This is a genomic window from Lentilactobacillus sp. TOM.63, assembly GCF_030361045.1.
In the GTDB taxonomy this organism is placed as follows: domain Bacteria; phylum Bacillota; class Bacilli; order Lactobacillales; family Lactobacillaceae; genus Lentilactobacillus; species Lentilactobacillus dabitei.
In genome coordinates, this window is the sequence record NZ_JAUCAP010000007.1 from 26,992 (window position 1) to 49,704 (window position 22,713).

Here is a 22,713-nt window from a genome sequence, read left to right on the forward strand (position 1 = left end):
GCAAAATATGATATAATTTTTCCGTGAATAGCAATGCCTCCAATGTTGCTATTCACACCCAAAGAATACATTCCCCCAGAATATATACCTCTAGATATATTCATACTTTTTCATACATCACCTAAAAGTATATGAAAATGCATCTATCTACGGATAGGTGCTTTTGTTTTGCCCGAAAATTAGCCGTCTATGAAAATAGATGGCTTTTCTTTTACCCAAAAATAGAAGGGAAGTGAGGCCGTTGCCATTAAGCGATCAGGATCATCAAATGTTATTGAAACATGGCAAAGAACTATCGGATCACGAACGTCGGATTACTGATCTTAACAATAAAATGACCGACACGCTAAAAAGTGTCGATGAAAGCAACAAATATTTGCGGGAACAAAATAACCGTATCTTGGAAGCGGTCATCCGTGGAGACGAGAAAAGTGAAAATCATAAAAATGAGATGGAAGTTATCAATCGTCAGAACTTGTGGAAGGCGGTTACCATTGCGATCGGGTCCAGTTCCGTGATTTATTTGATTCTACAACAACTCATTCATTTCTTACATTAGGAGGAGAATATTATGCAAATTTTTAAACAGATTAGTGATATTTTTAGCTGGCTGTTCAAAAAGATTTCCTTAGATCCATTGCGTTCTGATATTCAAGTGCTTTCAGAAACAATTAATCGTCAGCTAAAGCTTCACGAACAGTCGCTGGCAGACTTGAATACTCATCTGAAAACACATGATGAAGAGCTTGGCAGTCACTCGGTCAGGATTACTCGATTGGAAGACCATGTAGGCATTAAAGGAGATAATGATCATGAATAATTGGTGCGAGGAGATGAGCCTTTAATGAGAAAACTATATCTTGGCAACGGTGATAAGCAGTTCAAATTTGCAGATACCACAACTGAAATACATTTGAATGCGTTCGATGATGGCAGCGCGGCTACTTTAACAGCAGATGCAAAGGTAAGAATCAAAAACGAATCCGGATATTTGCTGGGGATAAGTGCCGGTATCACGGACAACCATGCTGTCATCACTAGTGGCCAATTGAATAAGTTGCCAGTAGGCAGCTATCTAATTGAATTGTGGGACACCGTAGACGGTGGCACTGCCATCTATCCTAGTAATGGATTTTTGGTACTTCAAATCAACGAGAACGTCACTGGTCTTTCTGGGGGACTCGTCAGCAGCATCACGGTTGATGACTTCATTCAGCAATTCAGCGACCTAAGCCAGCGACTAAAACAAGAAGTTGCAGATGCTGTTGCCAATGGCCTGAAAGGCGATACAGGTGACGATGGCCTATCGGCTTACCAGATCGCTGTCATCAATGGCTATAAAGGATCGCAAACGGAATGGCTTGCATCTCTCGTTGGTGCAACCGGCCTAAAGGGTGATAAAGGCGATGCGGGGAAAGACTTCCGAATCGTTAAGACATTTCCGTCTATTTCAGCAATGAATGGTGCTGGATTCTCTGATGGTGATTTCACCATGATTGCAAGTGATGTCACTGATCCAGATGATGGCAAGCTTTACGTTTGGAACGGCACCGGATTCACATATATCGCCGACCTAAGCGGTTTCCAAGGGATTAAAGGCGACACTGGTAAGACCGGTGACAAAGGCGAAAAAGGAGACACCGGAGACCAAGGGATTTCTGCTTATCAGGTTGCCGTTAATGCTGGTTTTCATGGCAACGTCAATCAATGGCTGGCCTCTCTCGTTGGTGCTAAAGGTGCCAAGGGTGAAAAAGGTAATGATGCCGTCATCAATATCATCTCGCAAGCGCAGTATGATTCATTGGCTGACAAGTCCGGCGTCTACTTTATTGAGGGGTGATTAAATGTCAACGATTAATGGTAAAGCATGCGTTGCTAATGGCAGAAATCTTATTGCTGGGATTGAGGGGATTAATAAGACTATTCACCAAGCACCCGGCAGTTTTCAATGGATAGGGAATGTTCCAACAAAATTTATCAAAGCAGGAGAACCTTTGTGTTTTTCAATATTTATCAACAATGCCCCTCACACAGAAAGCTTGGCTCAAGGCAGTGCTTGGTGCGTTATGCAAGCGGCAGATGTATCTGGCAACAAACTTCTTGGAAAAGGCGGAAATTCTGTCAGCTTTGATGCTGATGGCATTAGCCAAGCGAGCTTGGCTGTCCCGACTGCAACAGACAGCATTGGTCTATTCATTGAAACTGATAAGATGTCACAAAACGCATATTATGGGAATCCCAAGGTTGAGTTTGGTACTATAGCAACACCTTTGACGCCGGCACCAGTAGACAAGGTGTTCAGCGATGGCAAGCAAGTTTACGGCAGAAATATTCTTGCGGGGATTGACAGGACCATTCGCCAAGCACCCGGTAGTTTTCAATGGGTAACAAACGTTTCAACAAAATTTATTAAAGTGGGAGAACCTTTGTGCTTTTCGGCATTTATCAACAATGCCCCTCACGCAGGAGCCTTGGTTCAAGGCACTGCTCACTGCATTATTCAAGCAAAAGATGTATCTGGAAAAATACTTTTGCAGAACAACGGAAATGCCATCAGCTTTGATGCTGATGGCATTAGTCAAGCGAACTTGGTTGTCCCGACTGCAACAGACAGCATTCTGCTATTCGTTGAAACTGATGGTATGTCGCAAAACACGTATTATGGATATCCCAAGGTTGAGTTTGGTAATACAGCAACACCTTGGACGCCTGCACCAGAAGACGTATTAAAATAGGAGGTAGACAATTAAACAAGCACAAATTAAAGGAACTCATCTTAATGGTGGTCGCCATTTTTATGGCCTTTTTGATGGTCAATGTTACCAGTCAGGCTTCAACTAGCCGGGAACAAGGGGTCAACTGGTCTAAGTATAACGGTAATAGTGGAACATTCGGCTATAGTACCGATTACAAGGCTATCACCGGTGAAGCATATGTAGCACCAACAACGCAAGCAACAACCACAAGCACCACTAACTAGCAATTAATAGCCAGTTAGTCAGTGCTTTTAATTTACCAAAAATTGGAGGAATATTATGTTCAAAGAAATTACGGATGTGTTCAATTGGCTTAATAATGCGGGGGTACTCGCCTTCCTAATGGTGTTAATTCCCGCCGTGTACAATTTGGTAAAGCCAATTCTGACTCATAAGGTACAGACGGAGAAGAACGTTCATGTTAAGCAAGGATTAGAAGTGGGATTAAACTTGGCGAATACCATTGTTCCAGAAATGGCAGTCATGGCTGGTTTATCCCTATCTGATCGTAAGAAGGAAGCAATCCGCTTTGTTAACTCCCAGTTGACAGCCAATGGTTTCGACTTAGATATTCAAACTATCTCAGGATTGGTTGAAAAGGCCTACCAAGCTTACAAGGTATCCGGTGGGGATAATCATGCCCCAGTAGTTACCCCGGCACCAACGGAGGTCATGACCCCATCAGAAGGGACTGACAGCAATGACTAAGAAAATTGTTGACCTATCCTCGTACCAATCCGATTCCTTATCCTACATGAAGCAACTCAAGAAGTGGGGTGCTGATGGGACTATGGTCAAGTTAACCGAAGGTACGGGTTATCTCAGTCCCAAAGCTGGTAACCAGATTGCCAATGGCTTCAAAGTATTCAATACCGTTGGGGTTTACCACTTCTTTCATGGAAATGGGACAGCAGAAGCGCGGTACTTTTTGGCTTGGGTAAGGAAGTTTGGGCTGGATAAGTCAACAGTTCTAGCAATTGATGTTGAAGCATCCGGATTGCCCTACAATACAACTCCCCAAGTGAACGTCTTTTTGCGCTATCTTATCAATGCCGGTTATAAAAATGTCATCACCTACGGCAGCGGTTCCTGGTTCAATTCTGGACGAATTAAGCGATCGGAACTTATTGACAAGCATATCTGGGTAGCTGCCTATGGCGTTTCGCAGCCTGGGGTAGCCAACGCAAATAGTTGGCAGTTTACCGATGATTTTAAAGGACTAAAGGTTGATGCAAGTTACGACTTTGATGGTTCACTGTCTGGGAGCAAGACCAGTGAAAAGCCATCTTACTATGTAACTCCTGGGCTTTACCAAGTTCGATTAAAATGGTTGCCGGTATATAATGGCTTGGATTTTAAAAAGTCAGGCAAGCGATATACGCGCTACGGTACTGGTTCTCGTTTCTGGGCCACACCAGTTAAGTATGGCAAGATAACTAGGCTGCATATCAATGGTCAAGGATACGTATCAAGCAATAAATGGTATGTTAAATTTCTCAAGAAGGCCAAGCCTAAAATTAAATAAAGTATGCAAAGGGGTCCACTCAGATTAAGTTCTGGGTGGGCCTTTTTTGCTTGCACGCAATATATTGATTTAATGGTATTTATACGTTGAAAGAATCTACATATGAAGAATTGGCGCAGAGAATTTTAATTTTGATTATGGGACGTTTCGACAGTCCAAAACTAAGACAAATTCCTAACCACCTATACTTGAATTTACCTTAGCCTTCCTTTATACTAAAAGTGCAGGCAGGGTCGTCCTGTACTGGCCACAGCATGGTTGCGATAGAAATATTAAGCGTAATTTAAGTACGCCGTCCTTGCTGGATTCCCTGGCAAAGGGAATTTACAATGGGTAAGTAAGACGCTTTCTGGTGTGTTATTTCATCGACGACATAAACTGTATGTGCTACAGTCACCCTTTGCGCATTACCCGTACATAGTTTTGGAAGTTTGTCAAATGGTGTTGAAGGATAGTTTCTATCCTTTGGAGATCTCCTCGTGTGGGAGATCTTTTTTGTTGTTTTATTAGTTGCGGCGTTTAATCTGGTGTGTTGTCTGAATATCGTACTTGAAGGCATAACAAATAAGCCTACCATCGTGACGTTATTGTGGTAGATAATCTAGGCAATCAGCTGGTAGACGCGTGTGAACATATTGGCCTGATTGGAGAAGCCATAACAAGCACGTTTGAGCTCCTTGATCTTACGGTTGATGCCCTCTATCGGTCCGTTAGAGTAGGACGATTTGGCGGCGTTAATTACTCCATTAAGATTCTTTCGTAGGGTATGCATGGCCGTATCTAGGGGCGTGCCGTTAGGCTGATAGTTAGTGATGATATTCTTGAGTTCATCAGCGTGACGCCCCATCAAAGCATCGTGGAGATCGATGTAGGTTTCATAAGCTGTTTTGAAGGCCGGAAACGTATCGGTTCCAATATCAATAGCGTTCTGTTCGGTCGAGTACTCATCCAGGCCGAAGAGGTAGCGGCTCTTTTGTGCGTCAGGGTTGGCCTTGTGGAATAGGCGCCATAGTGATTTCAGTACTTTATATTCCCGCGAATGCTTGTCGAGTTGCTTTAAACACTGAGTGCGAATGGTATCCATCGTCCGGCCCATTAATTGAATAATGTGGAACCGATCAATAATGAGTTCGGCGTTAGGGAATAGTTCGTGCACGAATGACTGATAGGAGGCGTTCATGTCCATGATGACGCGTTGAACCGCGGCCCGTTCTGCGGTGCTGTACTGACTAAGAAAGAACTGTTTGATGGTTCTATTAAGGCGGTCGCTAAGTACTTTAACTGATTTGTGAGTGTCGGCGTCAATGCAAATAAACGACATGGAGCCGTGCGTGGAACGGAATTCATCAAAGCATAGATTAATCGGTAACCGGCGGCTCGCGTGTGGATGAATATTAGCCGTCAAAATACGCTGAACTGAGTTTGTCGAAATACCGGTGAGACTGGCGATAGTCTTAGCCGGGAGTGATTTACTGGCTAGCTTCAGCACATGAGTCGCTAGTCCGTGACCGATGGCGTGGTTGGTTGATACCACTGGAGTGGTGGCCGTACAAGTGCTATGGCAGTTACTACAACGCCAGCGTTGCTTGTTTAGCTCTAGAATTACGGGCCGGTCCATGGGTCCTGCAATGTGGACATGAGTGAGCTTGTGTCCGTTAGGGTGCAACGTATTGTATCCACAGCTGGGACAGCGCCTGAGTGTGTAGGTAAGCTCTGCCTGGATGACCAAATACTTTTTGCGACCCGAGCCCCGACCATGAAATTCCTCACGAGTACCGAACAGCTGAATGTTTGTGTCTGTAATTCCCAGTAATTTAAGTGTATTATCTAGTTGAGACATCTATTCCTACCCCGCTTATCTTGAGTTTCGTCGCTTAAAGCATAGCACTAGGGAGGCTTAGATGCCTTTTTTTGTTATCAAAAAGGGCCTAGTACTTTTGGAATGGAAATACTTTCCAACACCAAAAATTCTAGACCCATAGTTTTTTGTGCTCACTCCTTCGGGGGTGGGCGATTTTTGTATTTAAAGAGATAAACATTGACACTCTGCTTTTAGAAGAGTATAAATAAGTCATAGATATCAATCCCCTCGCTCCACATTTAATGTGGCTGGTACGCCAGTATGCGAGGCTTTTTTTGTGAGGTGAAATTTAGTGAGAGCCAGCCGGGCAGGTCTGTTAACATTTCAATTTCGAATGGTTCTTCGACAATCACAATTGAATCATCTTCAGCACGCAAATACAATTTACCTTCAATTACTTCCATTTGATCCATCATTATCACCTCAATTATTAAATACGCAAAAACGACTAAAAAGCCGTAAAAAATGAAAAATTAAGTGTAAATCGGGTACAAAAGGGGTACGTGTTATTTTAAATGGCTTTGTGTCAGCGTTAATTCGTTAAAGCAACGATTGAGTGGGAGTAATGACTGGACAATGTGTCGATTCTAAAATAATTGAATAATCATGTTCCCACTAAAACCCTACCAAAGAGATTAGCTCTGGTAGGGCTTTTTACGTATCAAATAGGCATTTCTATTTTTTGGAAAGGATAATAAAAGATATCCAGATTGGAAGCCGCAAAAGTTTTCCAGTCTGGATATTTTTTTGTCACATATATTTTGGATGTTTTCTGAAATCCCATTGAAACTGTTTTGATTACATCATTCATTTGCCACAGTGACAAGCAGGTTAAAAGGCTGATTCCTTTTCCGTTCAGGAGTCCCATAGGCAACATTTCACTGCAAGTACCCAGCATTGATGGTAAAATGAAATTCATACATAAATTGCTGAGGTATAAAAATGAAGTCAATTAAGCGGTACTGGAATCAACTTAATATCAAAACGACCGAACTCATCGGGGTTGCTATCGGAGCGTTTATTTATTCGATGACCTACAATTATTTATTATTACCCTCTCATCTTGGTGAAGGTGGGGCAATGGGCGTTACCGCGCTCCTGTATTATGCCTTTCAGATTCCGTCATATCTGTCTAACCTACTGATCAATACCGTGCTGATTGCGCTAGGATATCGATTATTCGAAAAGAAGACCACTTACCTAACCATTTGGGCGATCGCCTGGATGACCGTCTTTCTAAAACTGCCGGTTCTTTATTCCTATCACACCCATGAATTGATTGTGCCGACGCTTCTCGCAGGGGCATTGACTGGAATCTCAATCGGGTTAATTTTCCGGTATAACGGGACGATTGCAGGGGATACAATCATTGGCAAGCTATTGAATTATTTCTTTGGCATGTCGGTGGGCACTGGCAGCTTACTGTTTGACCTTGTAATCGTGATCCCATTCATTATGATCATTGGGTTTACCAACACGATTCTGACAGTCATTTATCTGTACGTTTATTCCGTGTTTACCAACCAATTCATGGCGAACGTCGGGGCTAGGAAAGCCGTCCTGATTGTTTCACCAAGGTACCAGGAGATCGCAACCACCATTTCCAAACAATTGGGCCAAGAGATTACCATCTTCAATGGCACCGGCTTTTACAGCAGTGCTGACCAGCACATGCTCTACATGATTGCCAGCCCAAGGCGCGTAACCAAGATTGTGCCGATTATTGAGCAGGAAGACAAGAATGCACTGATTGTGGTTGAAAATATTAGGAGTACGCGAGGATTGAATATGCGCCGGATTCTTTAGGCAATAAAGAGTTAGACGAAATCACAATAAAAAACATCGTTAACGTTAAGCGGGGCTTGAACCGTTTGGCGTTGACGATGTTTTTTAAGCTGAGCGCACTGCAGCATTGTTGATTTGTTACGATTGGTGATGTTTTCCCAATGATTGATCCTCAAAACGCCTCATCATTCAGAAAAATTCCGTTGCATCATACACGCCTCAATAGATTTAGAAAGAGTTTCGAAAGAGTTTGGAAAGGATAAAACGGGAATAGAACAAGGTTAAGGGCAGCTTCGAAATGATGCATTTTCTGTTGTCGAACGAGTTTCGAAAGAGTTGACAATTGATGATGTGACTTCTATAAGTATGGAAGCTGATGCGAATACAGAACTTGTTTCTTTAAAAATTAATTTGGACATTCTTATATTGATAAAACTTGCGACAAACGATTGATCCTGGTCATTTAACAAAGAGGACCAACTATTCCAAAAATCAGGAATAATTGGTCCTCTTCGGTGAATTCTGGGATCAAAACGTCGATTGTCTTAGTCTATGGATATGACGATCATTTATTGGAACGACTTACGCTTGTGAATGCTGAAAAATCGAATAAACGATGTAGCCGATAGTTAAGATCACCAGCGGCAAAAAGAAAATGGCTGAAAATGACAGCACAACCAATAGAATGGTCGCGATGATGCCAACAACCAACTTGAGTAAGAACCAACTTGTTTTAAAGATGAGCGTGCCAAATAAAATGAGCAGTAGTAATAATAGAATCATTTGTGATGTCCCTTCGAATGGTTATTGTTGGTCTAATGATTCAACAGCGCCACTCCACCAGCAAGGTAGGTTGCAAACAGTAGCCAGGCTAGATAAGGGCCAAGTAGCCAAGTCGCAATCTTCTCGGTTGGCAGTAAGCGATACATTAAACTGGCAACCATGATGTCCATGGCGACAATGATGATCAGACCAATTACAAACAGACTACCGTTAAAGAAAACGATTGTCCAGACAAAGTTTAACAATAATTGACCTAAAAAGAAACTCAGGTTAACTAAATTGTTTCGGCGATCAGACCACAGCAGATACCCCACAATGCCAATGAACAAATAGAGAACTGGCCAAACAATGCCAAAGACAACCCCTGAAGGTGATAACGGTGGCAGGGACAACGCATTGTATAGCCCTTTAATATCACCGGAGAGTTGGGCTGATAACAAGCCCATTGCTTCAACCAAGATAATCCACGTTGTGAGTGACAGCCAATTAATTTTAGCGTTATTTGTCATGCAGTGACCTCCTCGAATGGCTTCAATATAATTAAATATCCAACTTAAGAACGTTATTCATTACAATATTGATATCCTTTATCCTATCGTGAAAGGAACGGCATGGCTAATTTGAAGTTTGGCGGAAATGTTCAGTTATTAAGTTGGAGCTCAAGATTAACCCTCTGTAAAATTAATGTAAAAGGTAAATTAATTAAACTATTTAATTATAAAATTAATGTGTTACGATAATTTTATGAGGAGATGAAAGATGATGAACCAAAAATATGAAAGCTGGTTTATTCAGCTGCTGTCAATTGGAAGCCTACCAGCTTTCATTGTCCAAGCTTTACTGACAGCGATTGTGGCTTTCGGAACACTGGCCACATTGATTATCGGCAATAACCCCAATTTTCCGCTCATTGCCAAGCTAGCGGTGCGCGCTCATTCAGCATTTACTGAATCCCTGGTGACAATCTTGATTGTGATTGGGGTGTTAATTTTCCGAACGATTATCATTTTTGCGCTTTATAAGCTGCTGCGTCAATTTCACACCAACGATATCTTCAATGACCGGAACCTGAGTTATATTCGTTGGTGCTCATATTCCTTTGGCGGCTTGGTGATCTTTGATGGGATGTTGGCGTTAATTTGGAAATTTTTGCACTTTGAGGCTGCCGTTTCCTATGGCCAGTCATTGTTTGCGGAAATTCTAGCATGGTTCACAATCTACGTGATTTACATCATCTTCAAACGGGGCTTGGCACTTAAAAAAGAAAATGAAGACTTTGTCTGAGAGGGGCTGGTGGAAATATGATACAAGTCAATCTGGACCGGGTCCTGGTGGAACGAAAAATGACGTCAAAAGAATTGGCTGCCAAGATTGGAATTACGACGGTGAATTTATCCAAACTAAAAACTGGCAAAGCTAAGGGGGTTCGCTTTGAGACCCTTGGAAAATTGTGTGCAGTGTTGGATTGTCAGCCGGGCGATTTGTTGGAATATGTTCCTGATGAGCCGACTGAATGAGAGAAGGAGAATTAATCATGGCAACGGCATCAAATAAGCGAGTGGATCTGCAGTTTGGGCTTGAATGTTTGGGATGCGTTGGGTTAACAATTTTATTTCATCTTTTGCAAGTATCGTATCTAAGCAGTTCAGGGCTCTTTATCTGGACTTTGATTGGTGGGATTGCCAGTGGGCTGATCTGGCTAACAGATTTTTGGCGGGCTCGCAATGCTTTCCGGTCAGTTGTTACGGTCAGTCTAAAATTAGCCAGCTATACCTTATATTCGTTGGTATTAATTATGGTCGTTAATGCTTTGTTGGCGATCGTTTGGCAGGGAACCCACTTCTGGGCTCAAGGATTGCTATCTTTAGGGACTATCCTCATTATCGGTCTGTCGTTGCCTGGTTTCTTCAAGTTGGTCGTAAATGAAACTAATCCTGTTTTGAGAATGGTTTCAATCTTCTTTTATTATCTTGGCTTCGGGCTTTTCCCCCAAAGTTTGGGCTTTGGTAACCACTATGTTAACGATTATGGTGCCCCGTATTGGGTTGCATTTATCTCAGCGACGCTTCTGGTGATCTACGCCATGGTCCATTGGGAGTACCAATTACCCAAATTGAAATTCAATCATCATTTAAACTATTGGTGGTTGGCGTTACTGATTGTGCCCAGGTTTTTGGTGATGGGAATGTCTGCGGGTAGTTGGTCGCGGTTATTTTCCCTACCGCTTCAAATTAGGTGGGTCATTCCAAACGACTCCTTAACGACTGCAACTATCTATGTGATCTTCACAATTGTCACCGTTTGTTTCAAGGAAGAATTGATCTTCAGATACCTATTTCTTGCCCAAATTCTAAACGCGGTGAAGGGATCTGTGAGGACCAGGATATTAAAGACCACATTGATTACTGCGACGCTGTTTGCTGCCTGGCATTTGCATCACATTTTCTATCAACCACTTGCAACAACTAGTCTACAGATATTAGCGGCCTTTGGGATGGGGGTGGTATTCGCAATCATCTATTTATATACCGGAACAATTTGGGTAACGGTTATCATGCATAGCATTTTTGATTTATTTTCGGTGGATATGGCTGGGAGTGTCACCCCATTTGTGAGCCAGCCGACATCGTTTTTGGTTGAGTTTATAGTAATCACAACGGCTATTCAGGTTGTCCTTGGATTGATTGCGATCTACACCATGAAGACTGGGCCGTTTGAGCAAACAATTCGTGCCAATCAGCGTAAGCAAGCATTGCGGCGACCAGTTGCTAATCTGTCAGAAAGTTAAAGGAGAAATTGATGATTAAATTAAAACTAATTGGCCTCACAGTGCTACTGTTCACTCTAACTAGCTGTGCATCGCAGCAAGCGTCAACTACTAAATCTGCACGACATTCTCACGACTGGATTGATGTTTACAGTCCATCGGGTAAAAAAGTCAAGACGCTGACCAGTAAAAAAGCGATTGCCTATTTCGCTGATCGAATTGGTGACGATGCCGGGAACGCAACTAAGCACCATGTTTTCCGAAATTCTAACTTGAAATTCAAGTACGTGATTCACCAGAAACGTGGGAATCACAAATTTTCCTGTTATGTCTATACTAATCGTCAGGCAAAAGCGATTATGTGGACGACCTTTCCCGCTCAAGCCTGGAAACTGACAAACCGGGAATTCGCAATCTTTGGCCAACCTCAGAAATTACAATAAAGAAATCAATCGTTTATTAAATGCCCCGATTTCCGACCATTTTTGGCATATTATTTAAACTTCCGACCCGCAGATTGTATAATGAAGACAGAATAGTTTGGATACGAAAGATTGCCTTTTTTGGAAGGGGAGTTCTTTATGTACAAAAATATTTTGGTGCCACTGGATGGTAGTGTGAACTCACAAAAAGCGCTGGATGTTGCCCTTGAATACTCCAAGGTGTTTCACGCGGAGATCATCGCTTTATCAGTTGTTCATCATATTAAATACGATTCGGATGCACTTTCGTCTGATATTTATAAAGGGTTATCAACCAATGCCCATAAAATTGTCGAAAGCTGCCGGGATCAAGCATGGAACCAAGGCGTGACGATCAAAGGGGTCGTTGAGGATGGCAACCCCAAACAAAGAATTGTTGAATTTGCCAAAGAAAATGATGTTGACTTGATCATCATGGGTAAGACCGGAATGAATGCGTTTGACCGAGTGATTTTGGGGTCAACCACTAATCATGTGGTAAGAGAATCCGGTACCCAAGTGTTGGTCGTTAATGCATAGTTAAATAAGGTAAAGCCATTAACGTTCACTTTCTAGTGGGCGTTTTTACGTGTGATGATGAGTCGTTTTGGAGGTGGAATCATGAAACGAATTGATTTAGGAATTTTAATTGTTGTGAGTTTTGCAGCCGCACTGGTGGGGACTTACATATTATTTGGCTATTTTGTCAAACAAGAAACGGTTGCAGCCGGGGTTATGCTTGCCTATCAAAATGTTTTATGGCTGGTAGCGGGGTTGAGCATGGTTGCTTTTGCGGCGTCACTGTTAACTGCTAAGTTCCCAACCTTGACAGTAGCCGCTGGTTTAATGGGGCTGATCACTTTAGTTGGCTATTTTGCCAGCTTAAGCAACGGTAATTGGATCAATCATTTTCTGTTTCTGTGTACCGGTATTTTATTTACCGGAATAATTTTTAAATGGCTCTTCCGACGGTTAAGTTAAGAGTCGTATAATATAGTTAATTAAATTTTTAGGAGGCAACTCATGGCAGAACTTACTCACTTCTACGAAAAGTTTCAACCGGATCATTACGATATCTACTTGGATATCAACCGGGAAAAGAAGCAATTTTCAGGTCGATCAACCATTAATGGTCATGCAAAACAACAGTCAATTTCGATTCACCAGAAATTCTTAAAGATCCAAGCTGTCCAGGCAGATGGCAAAGCTGTGCCGTTTAAGATTGATGATCAGAATGAAGCCATTCAAATCGAGCTTCCAAAAATCGGCGATACGACGATCACCATCGACTTTAGCGCTAAATTAACCGACACTATGATGGGCATTTACCCATCTTATTACGAAGTCGATGGCGTTAAGAAGCAGATTATCGGCACCCAGTTTGAAACGACGGCTGCCCGCCAAGCCTTTCCATGTGTTGATGAGCCGGAAGCCAAAGCAACCTTTAACTTGGCGGTCAAGTACGATGAACACGATGGCGAGACCATTATCAGCAACATGCCCGAAGTTAAGACTGAAAATGGTGTTCACTATTTTGATACAACTATGCGGATGTCCACTTACCTCATTGCCTTTGGTTTTGGTGAACTGCAGAGTAAGCAAACTACGACTAAGAGTGGGGTTAGGGTTGGCGTTTTCGCAACTAAGGCGCACAAGACCGATGAACTGGACTTTGCTTTGGACATTGCCAAACGCTCAATTGAATTCTATGAAGATTTCTATCAGACCCCGTATCCATTACCACATTCATGGCAGCTGGCCCTGCCTGATTTCTCTGCCGGCGCCATGGAAAACTGGGGCTTAGTCACTTACCGGGAAGCCTATTTACTGCTTGATCCGAAGAATACCTCGTTTGAAATGAAGCAACTGGTTGCCACAGTCATCGCCCACGAATTGGCCCATCAATGGTTCGGTGATTTGGTAACCATGAAGTGGTGGGATGACCTCTGGTTGAACGAAAGTTTTGCCAATATGATGGAATACGTTGCCATTGATGCCATCGAGCCTGACTGGCACATTTGGGAAGTCTTCCAGACATCAGATGTTCCGGCCGCATTGCAGCGGGATGCGACTGACGGCGTTCAGCCAGTTCATGTTCAGGTGGAGAATCCGGCTGAAATTGATTCGATCTTTGACGCCGCTATTGTTTACGCTAAAGGGGCGCGGATGTTAGTGATGGCCCGCGCTTTAGTTGGCGACGCCGCGTTACGTAAGGGCTTGAAGAATTATTTTGCCGCTCATAAATTCCATAACGCCACTGGTGCTGATTTGTGGTCAGCATTAGGGGATGCTTCTGGGATGGATGTTGGCGCCATTATGAATTCTTGGTTGGAGCAACCTGGTTATCCAGTTGTGACTGCCAAAGTCGTTGACGGCAAGCTGACGTTAACCCAACAACAGTTCTTTATTGGGGAAAGCAAAGACGCAGACCGCAAGTGGCAGATTCCGTTGAACAGCAATTACGATCAAGTTCCTGACATTATGGCCGACAAAGCCGTGACTGTCGGTGATTATGACCAGTTAAGAGAACAAAACGGCAAGCCATTCTTCTTGAATGCGGGAAATAACTCACACTTCATTATCCAATACGATGAAACCCTCATGAAGGACATTTTGGGCCATGTTGATCAGTTGGATGCCATTTCTCAATTGCAAATATTGCAAGATTTGCGGTTGCTGGCTGACGGTCGTCAAAATTCTTACGCTAATATCGTGCCGTTATTGCCACGGTTTGCAGGAAGTCATTCAAATATTGTGAATGCCGCTTTATACCGAGTTGCAGGCAATTTAAAGAAATTTGTTGCCCCCAAGTCGACTGAAAAGCACCAACTACAGGCATTCTTCAATCAGCTGAGTGCAGCGCAACTTGAGCGCTTGGGTTGGGAGCCTAAATCAGGAGAATCAAACAATGATCAATTAACCCGGCCATATATTTTGAATGCTGCTCTTTACGCTGAAAATGCTGCCGCAATTGCTTCAGCCCACAGCCTGTTTGAGGCTAACCAAAGCAAATTGGCCGCCTTACCAGCTGGAATTCGGGTATTTGTTTTGATCAATGAAGTTAAGAACTTTGGGAACAAAGCGGTATTTAATCAGCTTCTGGATGATTATCGCAAAACCGCGGATGCAAGTTACAAGCAAGACATTTGCGCAGCATTAACCAGCACAACTGATTCTGGATTGATTGCTGAATTAATCACGAAATTCAAAGATGCTGACACCATCAAGCCTCAGGACTTACGAGCTTGGTTCCGTGGCGTCCTTGCTAATGAAGATGGTGAGCAGGCCGCTTGGGACTGGATTCGTGCCGATTGGCAATGGTTGGAAGACACAGTTGGTGGTGACATGGAATTTGGAACTTACATTACGGTCATTTCAAGCGTCTTCCATACCTCACAACGCTTGGCTGAGTTTAAAGCTTTCTTCGAGCCCAAGATTCCAACTCCAGGGTTAACTCGGGAGATTAAAATGGATATTAGCGTCATTGAGAGTCGGGTTGCGCTTGTGAATGATGAAAAAGATGCTGTTAATCAAGCTGTGAACCAGGTTGTAAAATGATTCATTAATTTTTAATCGAAAAGGGATGAAGATCTTCGTTGAACTGAGATTTTCAGCCTTTTTTAACTAAATAATCAATTTTAGTGATCAAAGTGATGCCTTAAAAGTTAAATGAATTGTTGTTACAAAAACATAATATTTTTGCAAAGAAAGTGCCCTTAGACTGTTCTCGTAGTCCTGACAAATGTAATATTTTTTTGTAAGTAAGCATCTCATATTGTATCTGGCAATGTTTTATCGTATGTTGGTTGAGTGTTCAATCGACTACCTATTGGATATGCGCTCGGAAATGATCGTCAAGTCGAATCGTTTTTTGCATATCGAAAATAACTTTTACGTATGAGGTGCTTTATATGATTACTGGAAAATCAAAGATACAACTATTTTTATTGCCAATTTTAACGATTTTGCTTTCATTTTCGTTATTTGGAGCTCTGAAAGCTTCCGCAAGTACGACAATTATTCCTGATATCTCTGAATGGCAGGGAAAATTGACGAACTCGCAAGTGGCTAAACTGAAAGACCAAGTTTCGTTCATCATTAACCGGCGCCAGTATGGGGCAAACTACCAGGACAAATATGCAACCAGCAACACCAATTTATATGTGAAAAACGGGATTCCATTTGGTGAGTATGATTACGCAACGTTCACCAGTGCGGCCAGTGCTAAAAATGAAGCCAAAGTTTTCTATCAAAATTCTAACAAGAACGCAAAATTCTATGTCTTGGATTACGAAGAAAATGATGTTACTTCAGGTTCGACAAATTCTGCGGTCACAGCCTGGTATAATGAAATGCGTTCCCTGACCAGCAAGAAGTTGGTTTTCTATTCCTATCAATCATTTGCCACAGCCCATGCTAATACTGCCCGGAAAAATTTTGATGCTCAGTGGATTGCGAACTATTCCTCTAAGCCGACCATTCAGACTGATCTTTGGCAATATACGAATAAAAAATATGTGCCAGCCCTTAAGGAGTCGGTTGATGCCAGCACGATTCTTAATTCCAGCAAGCCAATCACCTGGTGGATCGGCGGCCAGCAATCTGAATCAGCCGCACAACCAACGTACTTTACGGATGTCGTTCCAAGTGTCACAACCACTCAGAAGATTTATCTTTATGACTCAACTAGCTTTAAGAAAGCCAACCGGGTTGTGACGGTTAATGCTGGTACCAAGGTATCTGTAAGTGCGATCCATCAACGATCCACCGGCTCATACTATTTTGAAACTGCAGATGGTCGTTACTTTACTGCTAACAAAAACTACGTTCAATAATTCAAAATTCCATTTAGTGGAGGTCAACAATGAAAGTTTATAAAATAGGTGGCGTGCTTTTACTCAGTTTACTGTTGGTAGGCTGCAGTAACAGTAACTCAAGCAAACAATCATCGAATAATGAATCAAAAACGGATATGCAAAATTCGAGTGCTAAATCTAGCAGCAGTTCCGTTTCTCAATCCAGTAGTTCCAGTCAAACCTCAAATGCTGCATCTGCTTCCGGTCAATCAGGGACGAGTCAGCAAGCATATGATTTTTCTTCATTAACCCAAGACCTCTCAGAAAAATTATCGAATACGTTGTTGCCGCAGAATTCCGGCGTTGGCACCGGTTCCAAGAATGTGCATATTAAATACTCTGGCGATTCAGCTAATAATACGGTTTATTACAGTTTGGGAGACGATGCCCTGGCCGTAAATGATGCCAGCATCAAAGGTGAGACCCCATACGCTGTTTTAAGCAAGCGAACCTATGCTTCTAACAGCGAAGCTCAAAGCCACATCGATTATACGAGTGCATCAGAAATTAAGGGCTTGCCAAAGGTCGACTTGGGCCATTCAATTGTTGGTCATACCCAAGGTGGAGCCGGCCAACAATATATTTCCTGGAATGAAGGGAATTGGTCGATCAGCGTGCACGGAAGTCCAGTGAACAACACCACTCCTAAGAAGTTAGCGGTTAACAGTGTTTCAATGTTTGAAAATTATGCCTTACCGGCCCCAAAGAGTCAGGGAGTTGTCAAATTCAATGTTGGGGATTCTTCTCAATTAATTAATTGGCAGTCGGGTAATGTGGTTTATCGTTTAAAAACAACTGATCCAACCACGGCAATTAAGATGGCCGCTAGCATGAAATAACCATAAAAGTTAACCATAATCTGTTATATCTGGGCTGTTGCTTAAATCCTCAATAGGGGGTTGAACGGCAGCCTTTTTTATACTGAAACGCTTGTGTAACTAGACCGGCTGACTTAGACTATTGAGGTAGCTAAAAACATGAGGTGGTTTAATGACAATCAAATTTGAGAACGCGCGACCAACGGACTTACCCACGATCGTTGCAATTTATAACGAAACGATTCCCAGCCGGCTGGCAACTGCTGACTTGGAGCCGGTATCGGTTGCTTCAAAACAGGCTTGGTTTGATGATTTTAACCTCGATAATCGCCCAATCTGGGTCATCAAAGAGAATAATCAAATTGCGGGCTGGGTTGGGCTGGAATCCTTTTACGGCAGGCCGGCATACCACCGAACGGCGGAGATCAGTATCTATATTGATGAAAGGTACCGGCACCATGGGATTGGCCAACAAGCAATTGATTATGTTACTGGTCAACTGGCCCGTTTAGGCTTGGATGCGTTGGTCGCCTTTATCTTCACCCACAACGCACCGAGCCAGAAGTTGTTTAAGAAAAATGGCTTTGAAACTTGGGGACACCTGCCAGATGTTGCGATCATGGACGGTCAACGCCGAAGTTTGGATATTCTAGGGAAGCATTTTTAAATCATTAAATCGGTTATCGGTTAAAAGTTGAAAGAGCGTTCATGACAATCAATGAGCGCTTTTTTTATTGCCCAGAATAACCATTGATCGGTAGAAAAATTTGCATTAAATAAGTGACAGATGTAAACTTGAATTGTTGAAAGGTGACAGATGTAAATTTAAAGGATAACGCAGAGGAGACCCCAAAATGAAAGACGCAAAGAACGAAACTATCACAGACTCAGAATGGGAAGTTATGAGAGCAATTTGGACAATGGGGAAAACCACAAGCCGGGAGCTGATTGACGCGATGAATCAACTACAAGGCTGGTCAGATTCGACGACAAAGACCTTATTGCATCGGCTGATTAATAAAGGGGCCGTTGCCCAGAGCGGAACGAGTCGACCGTTCGTTTTTAAACCAATTGTGGGCGAGAAAGGGTCCATGGCCGCAGCAGCGACAGATCTGTTTGATCATATGTGTGCAATGCGGGCTGGGTCCACAATTGCCGGCGTTATCAAAACCAGGGAGCTTTCCCAGGCAGATATCGCTGAACTGCAAGCTATTTTAACGGAAAAAGCAAAAACAGCCCCTGAACAGGTGCAGTGCAACTGTTTGCCGGGCCATCATATGTGTGAGGAGGTTGAGGAACATGGCCAATAAGGAAAATAATATGGACCAGATGAAGATGGATGATATAAAAAATGATCACCAAAAGATGAACGGTATGCAATCGATGAACCATGACGGTATGAAGATGGATCACGGGATAAGTTCAACGGACCATCAGATGAAAATGGATCATGGGAGCATGAACATGAGCGGGATGGATCATGGCCATATGGATATGTCGGATAATATGGATATGGCCGGTGGTGACGTGATGATGCACGGTGGCTCCATGATGCACGGTGGCTCCATGATGCACATGGGGAACTTGAAGGTTAAGTTCTGGATTTCGGTTGTTTTGGCAATTCCAGTCTTATTGTTGGCACCCATCATGGGCTTAAATATTTCAATTATTAATTTGAATGCCCCGCTGGCTGTTGGTATTGTGATTGTGTTGTTTGATTCAGCACTCTATTTCTATGGTGGGATGCCGTTCTTGAAGGGCGCAGTTGCCGAGATCAAGGATAAGTCACCTGAAATGATGACGCTGGTTACCCTTGGAATCTCGGTTTCGTACTTTTATAGTTTGTACGCATTTGTGGCTAACAATTTCTTGAATCCAGCGAACCACGTGATGGATTTTTCATTTGAATTGGCGACGCTAATCTTAATCATGTTGTTAGGGCACTGGATTGAAATGAATGCTTTGATGGGTGCCGGTGACGCCTTACAAAAGATGGCGGCCTTGCTACCTAAGACAGCTCATCTGGTCACTGAAACCGGTGAGACTAAAGACGTTGCCGTGGCCGATTTACAAGTTGGCCAGTCATTTCAAGTTCGCTCTGGAGAAAGTATCCCTGCTGACGGAGTTATCACTGATGGTCAATCCACAGTGAACGAAGCCTTGGTGACTGGTGAATCAGCTGCCGTTACCAAGAATGTTGGCGACAAGGTCATTGGCGGAGCGACTAATAATAACGGTACGCTGACGGTTAAAATCAGTGGTACCGGGGATTCCGGGTATCTCTCTCAAGTCATGAAGATGGTTCAAAATGCCCAACATTCCAAATCAAAAGGTGAAGATAAGGCTGATCTAGTGGCCAAATACCTGTTCTACGCTGCTTTTGGCGTTGGAATCATTGCTTTCTTTGCTTGGTTACCACAAAGTTTGGCAACTGCAATGACGATTATGGTGACGGTTTTCGTGATTGCCTGCCCCCACGCTTTAGGGTTGGCAATTCCGCTGGTCGTTTCGCGTTCGACTTCAATTGGTGCTCAAAACGGTCTGCTGGTTCGCAATCGGCAAGCCATTGAAGCCAGCCAACATGTCAGCCACGTTCTTCTGGATAAGACGGGAACTTTGACTGAAGGTCAATTTACCGTGAATGCTTTGGTCCCGAGTAAAGATGTTGACGAACAGACGTTGCTGACGCGGTTGGCAGCTCTTGAAAGCAATTCAACTCATCCGCTTGCCCAGGCAATTATCGCCGCAGCTCAGGCAAAAGGGATTAAAGTTGAAGCAGCTCAAGCGTCTCAAAATATTCCCGGCGTGGGTATTGCTGGTGAAATCAACGGTCACCAATATATGATTGTTAACGGCAACTATCTGACGAAACAGGGCATTCAATTTGATCAAGGAGTTGCTGATGAGTGGGCCGCAAAAGGTAACTCAGTCAGTTTCCTTCTTCAAGATAAACAAGTCCAGGGAATGGTTGCTGAGGGCGATACCATTAAGGCTGGGGCTAAAGAGTTAATCAGTGGTTTGCAAAAGCGGGGAATTACTCCGGTGATGTTAACCGGTGATAATCAAAAAGCCGCTGAACACGTGGCTGGTTTACTTGGATTAAAAGAATTTCACGCAGGTCTGTTACCCAATGATAAGCAAAAGATTGTGGCTGAGTATCAAGCAAAGGGCAATCATGTCATCATGGTTGGTGATGGGGTGAACGATGCCCCTAGTTTAGCAGCGGCAAACATTGGTGTCGCAATTGGTGCCGGAACGGATGTCGCAATTGATTCAGCAGACGTGATCTTGGTTAAATCAGAACCAAGTGACATTCTACATTTCTTGGATTTGGCCAAAATTACCAATCGCAAGATGGTCCAAAACTTGTGGTGGGGAGCTGGCTATAACCTTATTGCAATTCCGCTGGCTGCCGGTGTCTTATCATTTATCGGCATTATCCTCGATCCAGCAGTTGGAGCAGCGGTGATGGCGATGTCAACGGTCATTGTGGCGATTAATGCAATGGGCTTGACGGGTGAGAAGATAAAAAATGAGTAAGCGGATCAAAGCGGTTAGTAACCGGAGCGTAAGTCTCCTCTAAGAGAAATCCCGGGTTTGGGGATTTTTCTTAGAGGTGCTTACGTGCAGGTTACTGCTTTGAGGAGCTGTCCTAGTAAAGTGATCCAAACGATTAAAAACAGAGGCAATAACCAACGCCATTTCTCCCTCTAACCTCACATTAGGAATAACTTAATCACCAAACAATATCAGAGAAAAAAGTGGTAGCCCACCTCCCAACTCAACAACTGAAGTCGGGAGGAGAGCCACCACTTTTTTACAGCCTATTCTTTTTCGGCTAACTTTTCATGCAACCGAATATCGTATTGCCGCGTTAATGGCATCAGCAGTGCCACTAAGCCGCAGATCGCCGAACCGATACCGGCGATAATAAACAGCCGTTCAATTCCAATGACGTCGGCAAGTGGGCCGGCAAAGATGAGCCCAATCGGCCCAGCCAAGTTGAGTAACGAGTTGAGAACCCCCAAGACCCGACCAAGTTCCTTAGGCGGATAGCTTTGTTGAATCATTGCCATGAGGAGTGTCGTGAAGAATGGTGTGGCAATGCCTTCGACGATGTTTAAGACCGCAAACCAAACAAAGCCGGTTTGGTTGCCTGGCAGGATGCCACTAATTCCGGTGGGGATACCAACCAAAAAGAAAGCAATAATCACGGGCTTCATCCGGTTTTTCCATTTACCAAAAATCCCGATGATGGCCCCACCGATAAACATTCCGCTTGAATAAATGGCTTCAATCAAGCCGGCTTGGCTGACCGTTCCCTGAAAGTATTTCATTGTCATGAGTGGGTACATGCTGGCAGCCGGCATATAGGTCAAGGTGAAGACAGCCCCAATTAGGGTAATAGACCAAAGCCCCTTATTGCTGGTCAACTGCTTGATGCCAAGTTTGGTATTGTGCAGGACGTGCATCGGCTGATCGATTTTTTCGTTATTTGGAATCTGAACAAAGGTTAAAATGCAAATCCCGATGATGGCACCTAAGACATCCAATAAGATGAGGTACTCGATTGGAATCAGGGCGAATAGGAAGGCCCCCAAAGCCGGTGCAATAATCATGTTGGCGGACTGAACCATTCCGAGCTGGCCGTTCATTCTGGTCAATTCCTTGTCTGGCACCATTGTCGGCATTACGGATTGAATCGTTGGCATCTGGAAGGTTTGGGCGCATGACCGCATGAGTAGCGAAATAAAAATCAGCCACAGTGGGAAAACGTGAAAGACCGTTCCAGATACTGAAAGAATAATAGCAAAACAGGCTGCAAATACATCCGGAAAGATCAATAACCCCTTCTTATTCCAGCGATCGACCATTGGGCCTACAAAAGGGCTGAGAATGACCATCGGCAGCATCCCTAAAATGGTAGCAATACTCAGTACCGTAGCCGACCCGGTTTTTTTGGTTAAATACCAAATGATTGCGTATTGGACGATCATACTGGTAATTCCGGTTAGAAATTGACTGATCAGAAATAGATAAATATTTCGACGCCAATGTTCTTGAGAGACTTTCATGTCTGTTACCCCGTCTTCGTGAAAAT

24 protein-coding genes and 1 pseudogene are annotated in these 22,713 nt (G+C 43.3%); 20 read left to right on the forward strand and 5 right to left on the reverse strand.

Annotated features, from left to right (window positions below; translation table 11 throughout):
- Nucleotides 1-232: 232 nt before the first annotated feature.
- From QUF07_RS02360 to QUF07_RS02390, 7 genes and pseudogenes are all read left to right on the forward strand, one after another.
- Nucleotides 233-559 carry a hypothetical protein gene (locus QUF07_RS02360; RefSeq protein WP_289426719.1) on the forward strand — a complete coding sequence of 109 codons (327 nt, stop codon included), beginning with the start codon at nt 233-235 and terminating at the stop codon, nt 557-559.
- 12 nt (nt 560-571) lie between these two features.
- The gene (locus tag QUF07_RS02365; RefSeq protein ID WP_289426720.1) at nt 572-820 is read left to right on the forward strand and encodes a hypothetical protein; all 249 of its coding nucleotides are present in this window, start codon (nt 572-574) and stop codon (nt 818-820) included.
- Between the two features lie 24 nt (nt 821-844).
- On the forward strand, nt 845-1,840 hold the full coding sequence (locus tag QUF07_RS02370) for a hypothetical protein (protein WP_289426721.1): 996 nt from the start codon (nt 845-847) through the stop codon (nt 1,838-1,840).
- Nucleotides 1,841-1,844: 4 nt separating this feature from the next.
- The gene (locus QUF07_RS02375; protein WP_289426722.1) at nt 1,845-2,735 is read left to right on the forward strand and encodes a hypothetical protein; all 891 of its coding nucleotides are present in this window, start codon (nt 1,845-1,847) and stop codon (nt 2,733-2,735) included.
- 44 nt (nt 2,736-2,779) lie between these two features.
- Nucleotides 2,780-2,908 (forward strand): annotated as a pseudogene (locus QUF07_RS14100) (endolysin); the annotation flags it as partial.
- A 127-nt stretch (nt 2,909-3,035) separates the two neighbouring features.
- On the forward strand, nt 3,036-3,464 hold the full coding sequence (locus tag QUF07_RS02385; protein WP_289426724.1) for a hypothetical protein: 429 nt from the start codon (nt 3,036-3,038) through the stop codon (nt 3,462-3,464).
- Nucleotides 3,457-4,281, forward strand: a complete 825-nt coding sequence (locus QUF07_RS02390) for a GH25 family lysozyme (protein ID WP_289426725.1) — start codon at nt 3,457-3,459, stop codon at nt 4,279-4,281. The genes QUF07_RS02385 and QUF07_RS02390 overlap by 8 nt, the downstream gene beginning before the upstream one ends.
- A 601-nt stretch (nt 4,282-4,882) precedes the next feature.
- Here the strand turns inward: QUF07_RS02390 and QUF07_RS02395 are convergent.
- A complete protein-coding gene (locus QUF07_RS02395) occupies nt 4,883-6,121 on the reverse strand; it encodes an ISL3-like element IS1165 family transposase (protein ID WP_289426726.1) in 1,239 nt (412 codons plus the stop codon).
- Nucleotides 6,122-6,381: 260 nt separating this feature from the next.
- The gene (locus tag QUF07_RS02400; protein ID WP_176701787.1) at nt 6,382-6,558 is read right to left on the reverse strand and encodes a hypothetical protein; all 177 of its coding nucleotides are present in this window, start codon (nt 6,556-6,558) and stop codon (nt 6,382-6,384) included.
- A gap of 526 nt (nt 6,559-7,084) precedes the next feature.
- On the opposite strand from QUF07_RS02400, the gene QUF07_RS02405 reads away from it, so the two are divergent.
- Entirely contained in the window at nt 7,085-7,948 is an 864-nt protein-coding gene (locus QUF07_RS02405) for a YitT family protein (protein WP_217163218.1), read from the forward strand.
- Between the two features lie 561 nt (nt 7,949-8,509).
- Here QUF07_RS02405 and QUF07_RS02410 read toward each other — a convergent pair.
- Together QUF07_RS02410 and QUF07_RS02415 are read right to left on the reverse strand one after the other, a co-directional pair.
- A complete protein-coding gene (locus tag QUF07_RS02410) occupies nt 8,510-8,710 on the reverse strand; it encodes a hypothetical protein (protein WP_054747765.1) in 201 nt (66 codons plus the stop codon).
- A 32-nt stretch (nt 8,711-8,742) separates the two neighbouring features.
- The gene (locus tag QUF07_RS02415; protein ID WP_217163216.1) at nt 8,743-9,219 is read right to left on the reverse strand and encodes a TspO/MBR family protein; all 477 of its coding nucleotides are present in this window, start codon (nt 9,217-9,219) and stop codon (nt 8,743-8,745) included.
- Nucleotides 9,220-9,469: 250 nt separating this feature from the next.
- On the opposite strand from QUF07_RS02415, the gene QUF07_RS02420 reads away from it, so the two are divergent.
- From QUF07_RS02420 to QUF07_RS02475, 12 genes are all read left to right on the forward strand, one after another.
- Entirely contained in the window at nt 9,470-9,994 is a 525-nt protein-coding gene (locus QUF07_RS02420) for a hypothetical protein (RefSeq protein ID WP_289426727.1), read from the forward strand.
- A gap of 17 nt (nt 9,995-10,011) precedes the next feature.
- Nucleotides 10,012-10,227 carry a helix-turn-helix domain-containing protein gene (locus tag QUF07_RS02425; protein WP_217163212.1) on the forward strand — a complete coding sequence of 72 codons (216 nt, stop codon included), beginning with the start codon at nt 10,012-10,014 and terminating at the stop codon, nt 10,225-10,227.
- Nucleotides 10,228-10,244: 17 nt separating this feature from the next.
- Complete coding sequence (locus tag QUF07_RS02430; RefSeq protein WP_289426728.1) at nt 10,245-11,498, forward strand: CPBP family intramembrane glutamic endopeptidase; 1,254 nt, start codon at nt 10,245-10,247, stop codon at nt 11,496-11,498.
- An 11-nt stretch (nt 11,499-11,509) separates the two neighbouring features.
- Nucleotides 11,510-11,920: a hypothetical protein gene (locus QUF07_RS02435; RefSeq protein ID WP_289426729.1), complete on the forward strand. Its 411-nt coding sequence runs from the start codon at nt 11,510-11,512 to the stop codon at nt 11,918-11,920.
- 138 nt (nt 11,921-12,058) lie between these two features.
- Entirely contained in the window at nt 12,059-12,478 is a 420-nt protein-coding gene (locus QUF07_RS02440; protein WP_217342287.1) for a universal stress protein, read from the forward strand.
- An 81-nt stretch (nt 12,479-12,559) separates the two neighbouring features.
- The gene (locus tag QUF07_RS02445) at nt 12,560-12,919 is read left to right on the forward strand and encodes a hypothetical protein (RefSeq protein WP_289426730.1); all 360 of its coding nucleotides are present in this window, start codon (nt 12,560-12,562) and stop codon (nt 12,917-12,919) included.
- Between the two features lie 42 nt (nt 12,920-12,961).
- A complete protein-coding gene (locus QUF07_RS02450; RefSeq protein WP_289426731.1) occupies nt 12,962-15,496 on the forward strand; it encodes a M1 family metallopeptidase in 2,535 nt (844 codons plus the stop codon).
- Nucleotides 15,497-15,849: 353 nt separating this feature from the next.
- Nucleotides 15,850-16,773, forward strand: coding sequence for a GH25 family lysozyme (locus QUF07_RS02455; RefSeq protein WP_217163080.1), 924 nt, complete (start codon nt 15,850-15,852; stop codon nt 16,771-16,773).
- 29 nt (nt 16,774-16,802) lie between these two features.
- On the forward strand, nt 16,803-17,633 hold the full coding sequence (locus QUF07_RS02460; RefSeq protein WP_289426732.1) for a hypothetical protein: 831 nt from the start codon (nt 16,803-16,805) through the stop codon (nt 17,631-17,633).
- Nucleotides 17,634-17,784: 151 nt separating this feature from the next.
- A complete protein-coding gene (locus QUF07_RS02465) occupies nt 17,785-18,279 on the forward strand; it encodes a GNAT family N-acetyltransferase (protein ID WP_217163084.1) in 495 nt (164 codons plus the stop codon).
- Nucleotides 18,280-18,466: 187 nt separating this feature from the next.
- Nucleotides 18,467-18,922: a CopY/TcrY family copper transport repressor gene (locus QUF07_RS02470; protein WP_289426733.1), complete on the forward strand. Its 456-nt coding sequence runs from the start codon at nt 18,467-18,469 to the stop codon at nt 18,920-18,922.
- Nucleotides 18,912-21,152, forward strand: a complete 2,241-nt coding sequence (locus tag QUF07_RS02475) for a heavy metal translocating P-type ATPase (protein WP_289426734.1) — start codon at nt 18,912-18,914, stop codon at nt 21,150-21,152. Before QUF07_RS02470 ends, QUF07_RS02475 begins: the two co-directional genes overlap by 11 nt.
- Before the next feature lie 284 nt (nt 21,153-21,436).
- On the opposite strand, the gene QUF07_RS02480 is transcribed toward QUF07_RS02475, so the two are convergent.
- The gene (locus tag QUF07_RS02480) at nt 21,437-22,687 is read right to left on the reverse strand and encodes an MFS transporter (RefSeq protein ID WP_217163090.1); all 1,251 of its coding nucleotides are present in this window, start codon (nt 22,685-22,687) and stop codon (nt 21,437-21,439) included.
- Nucleotides 22,688-22,713 lie beyond the last annotated feature (26 nt).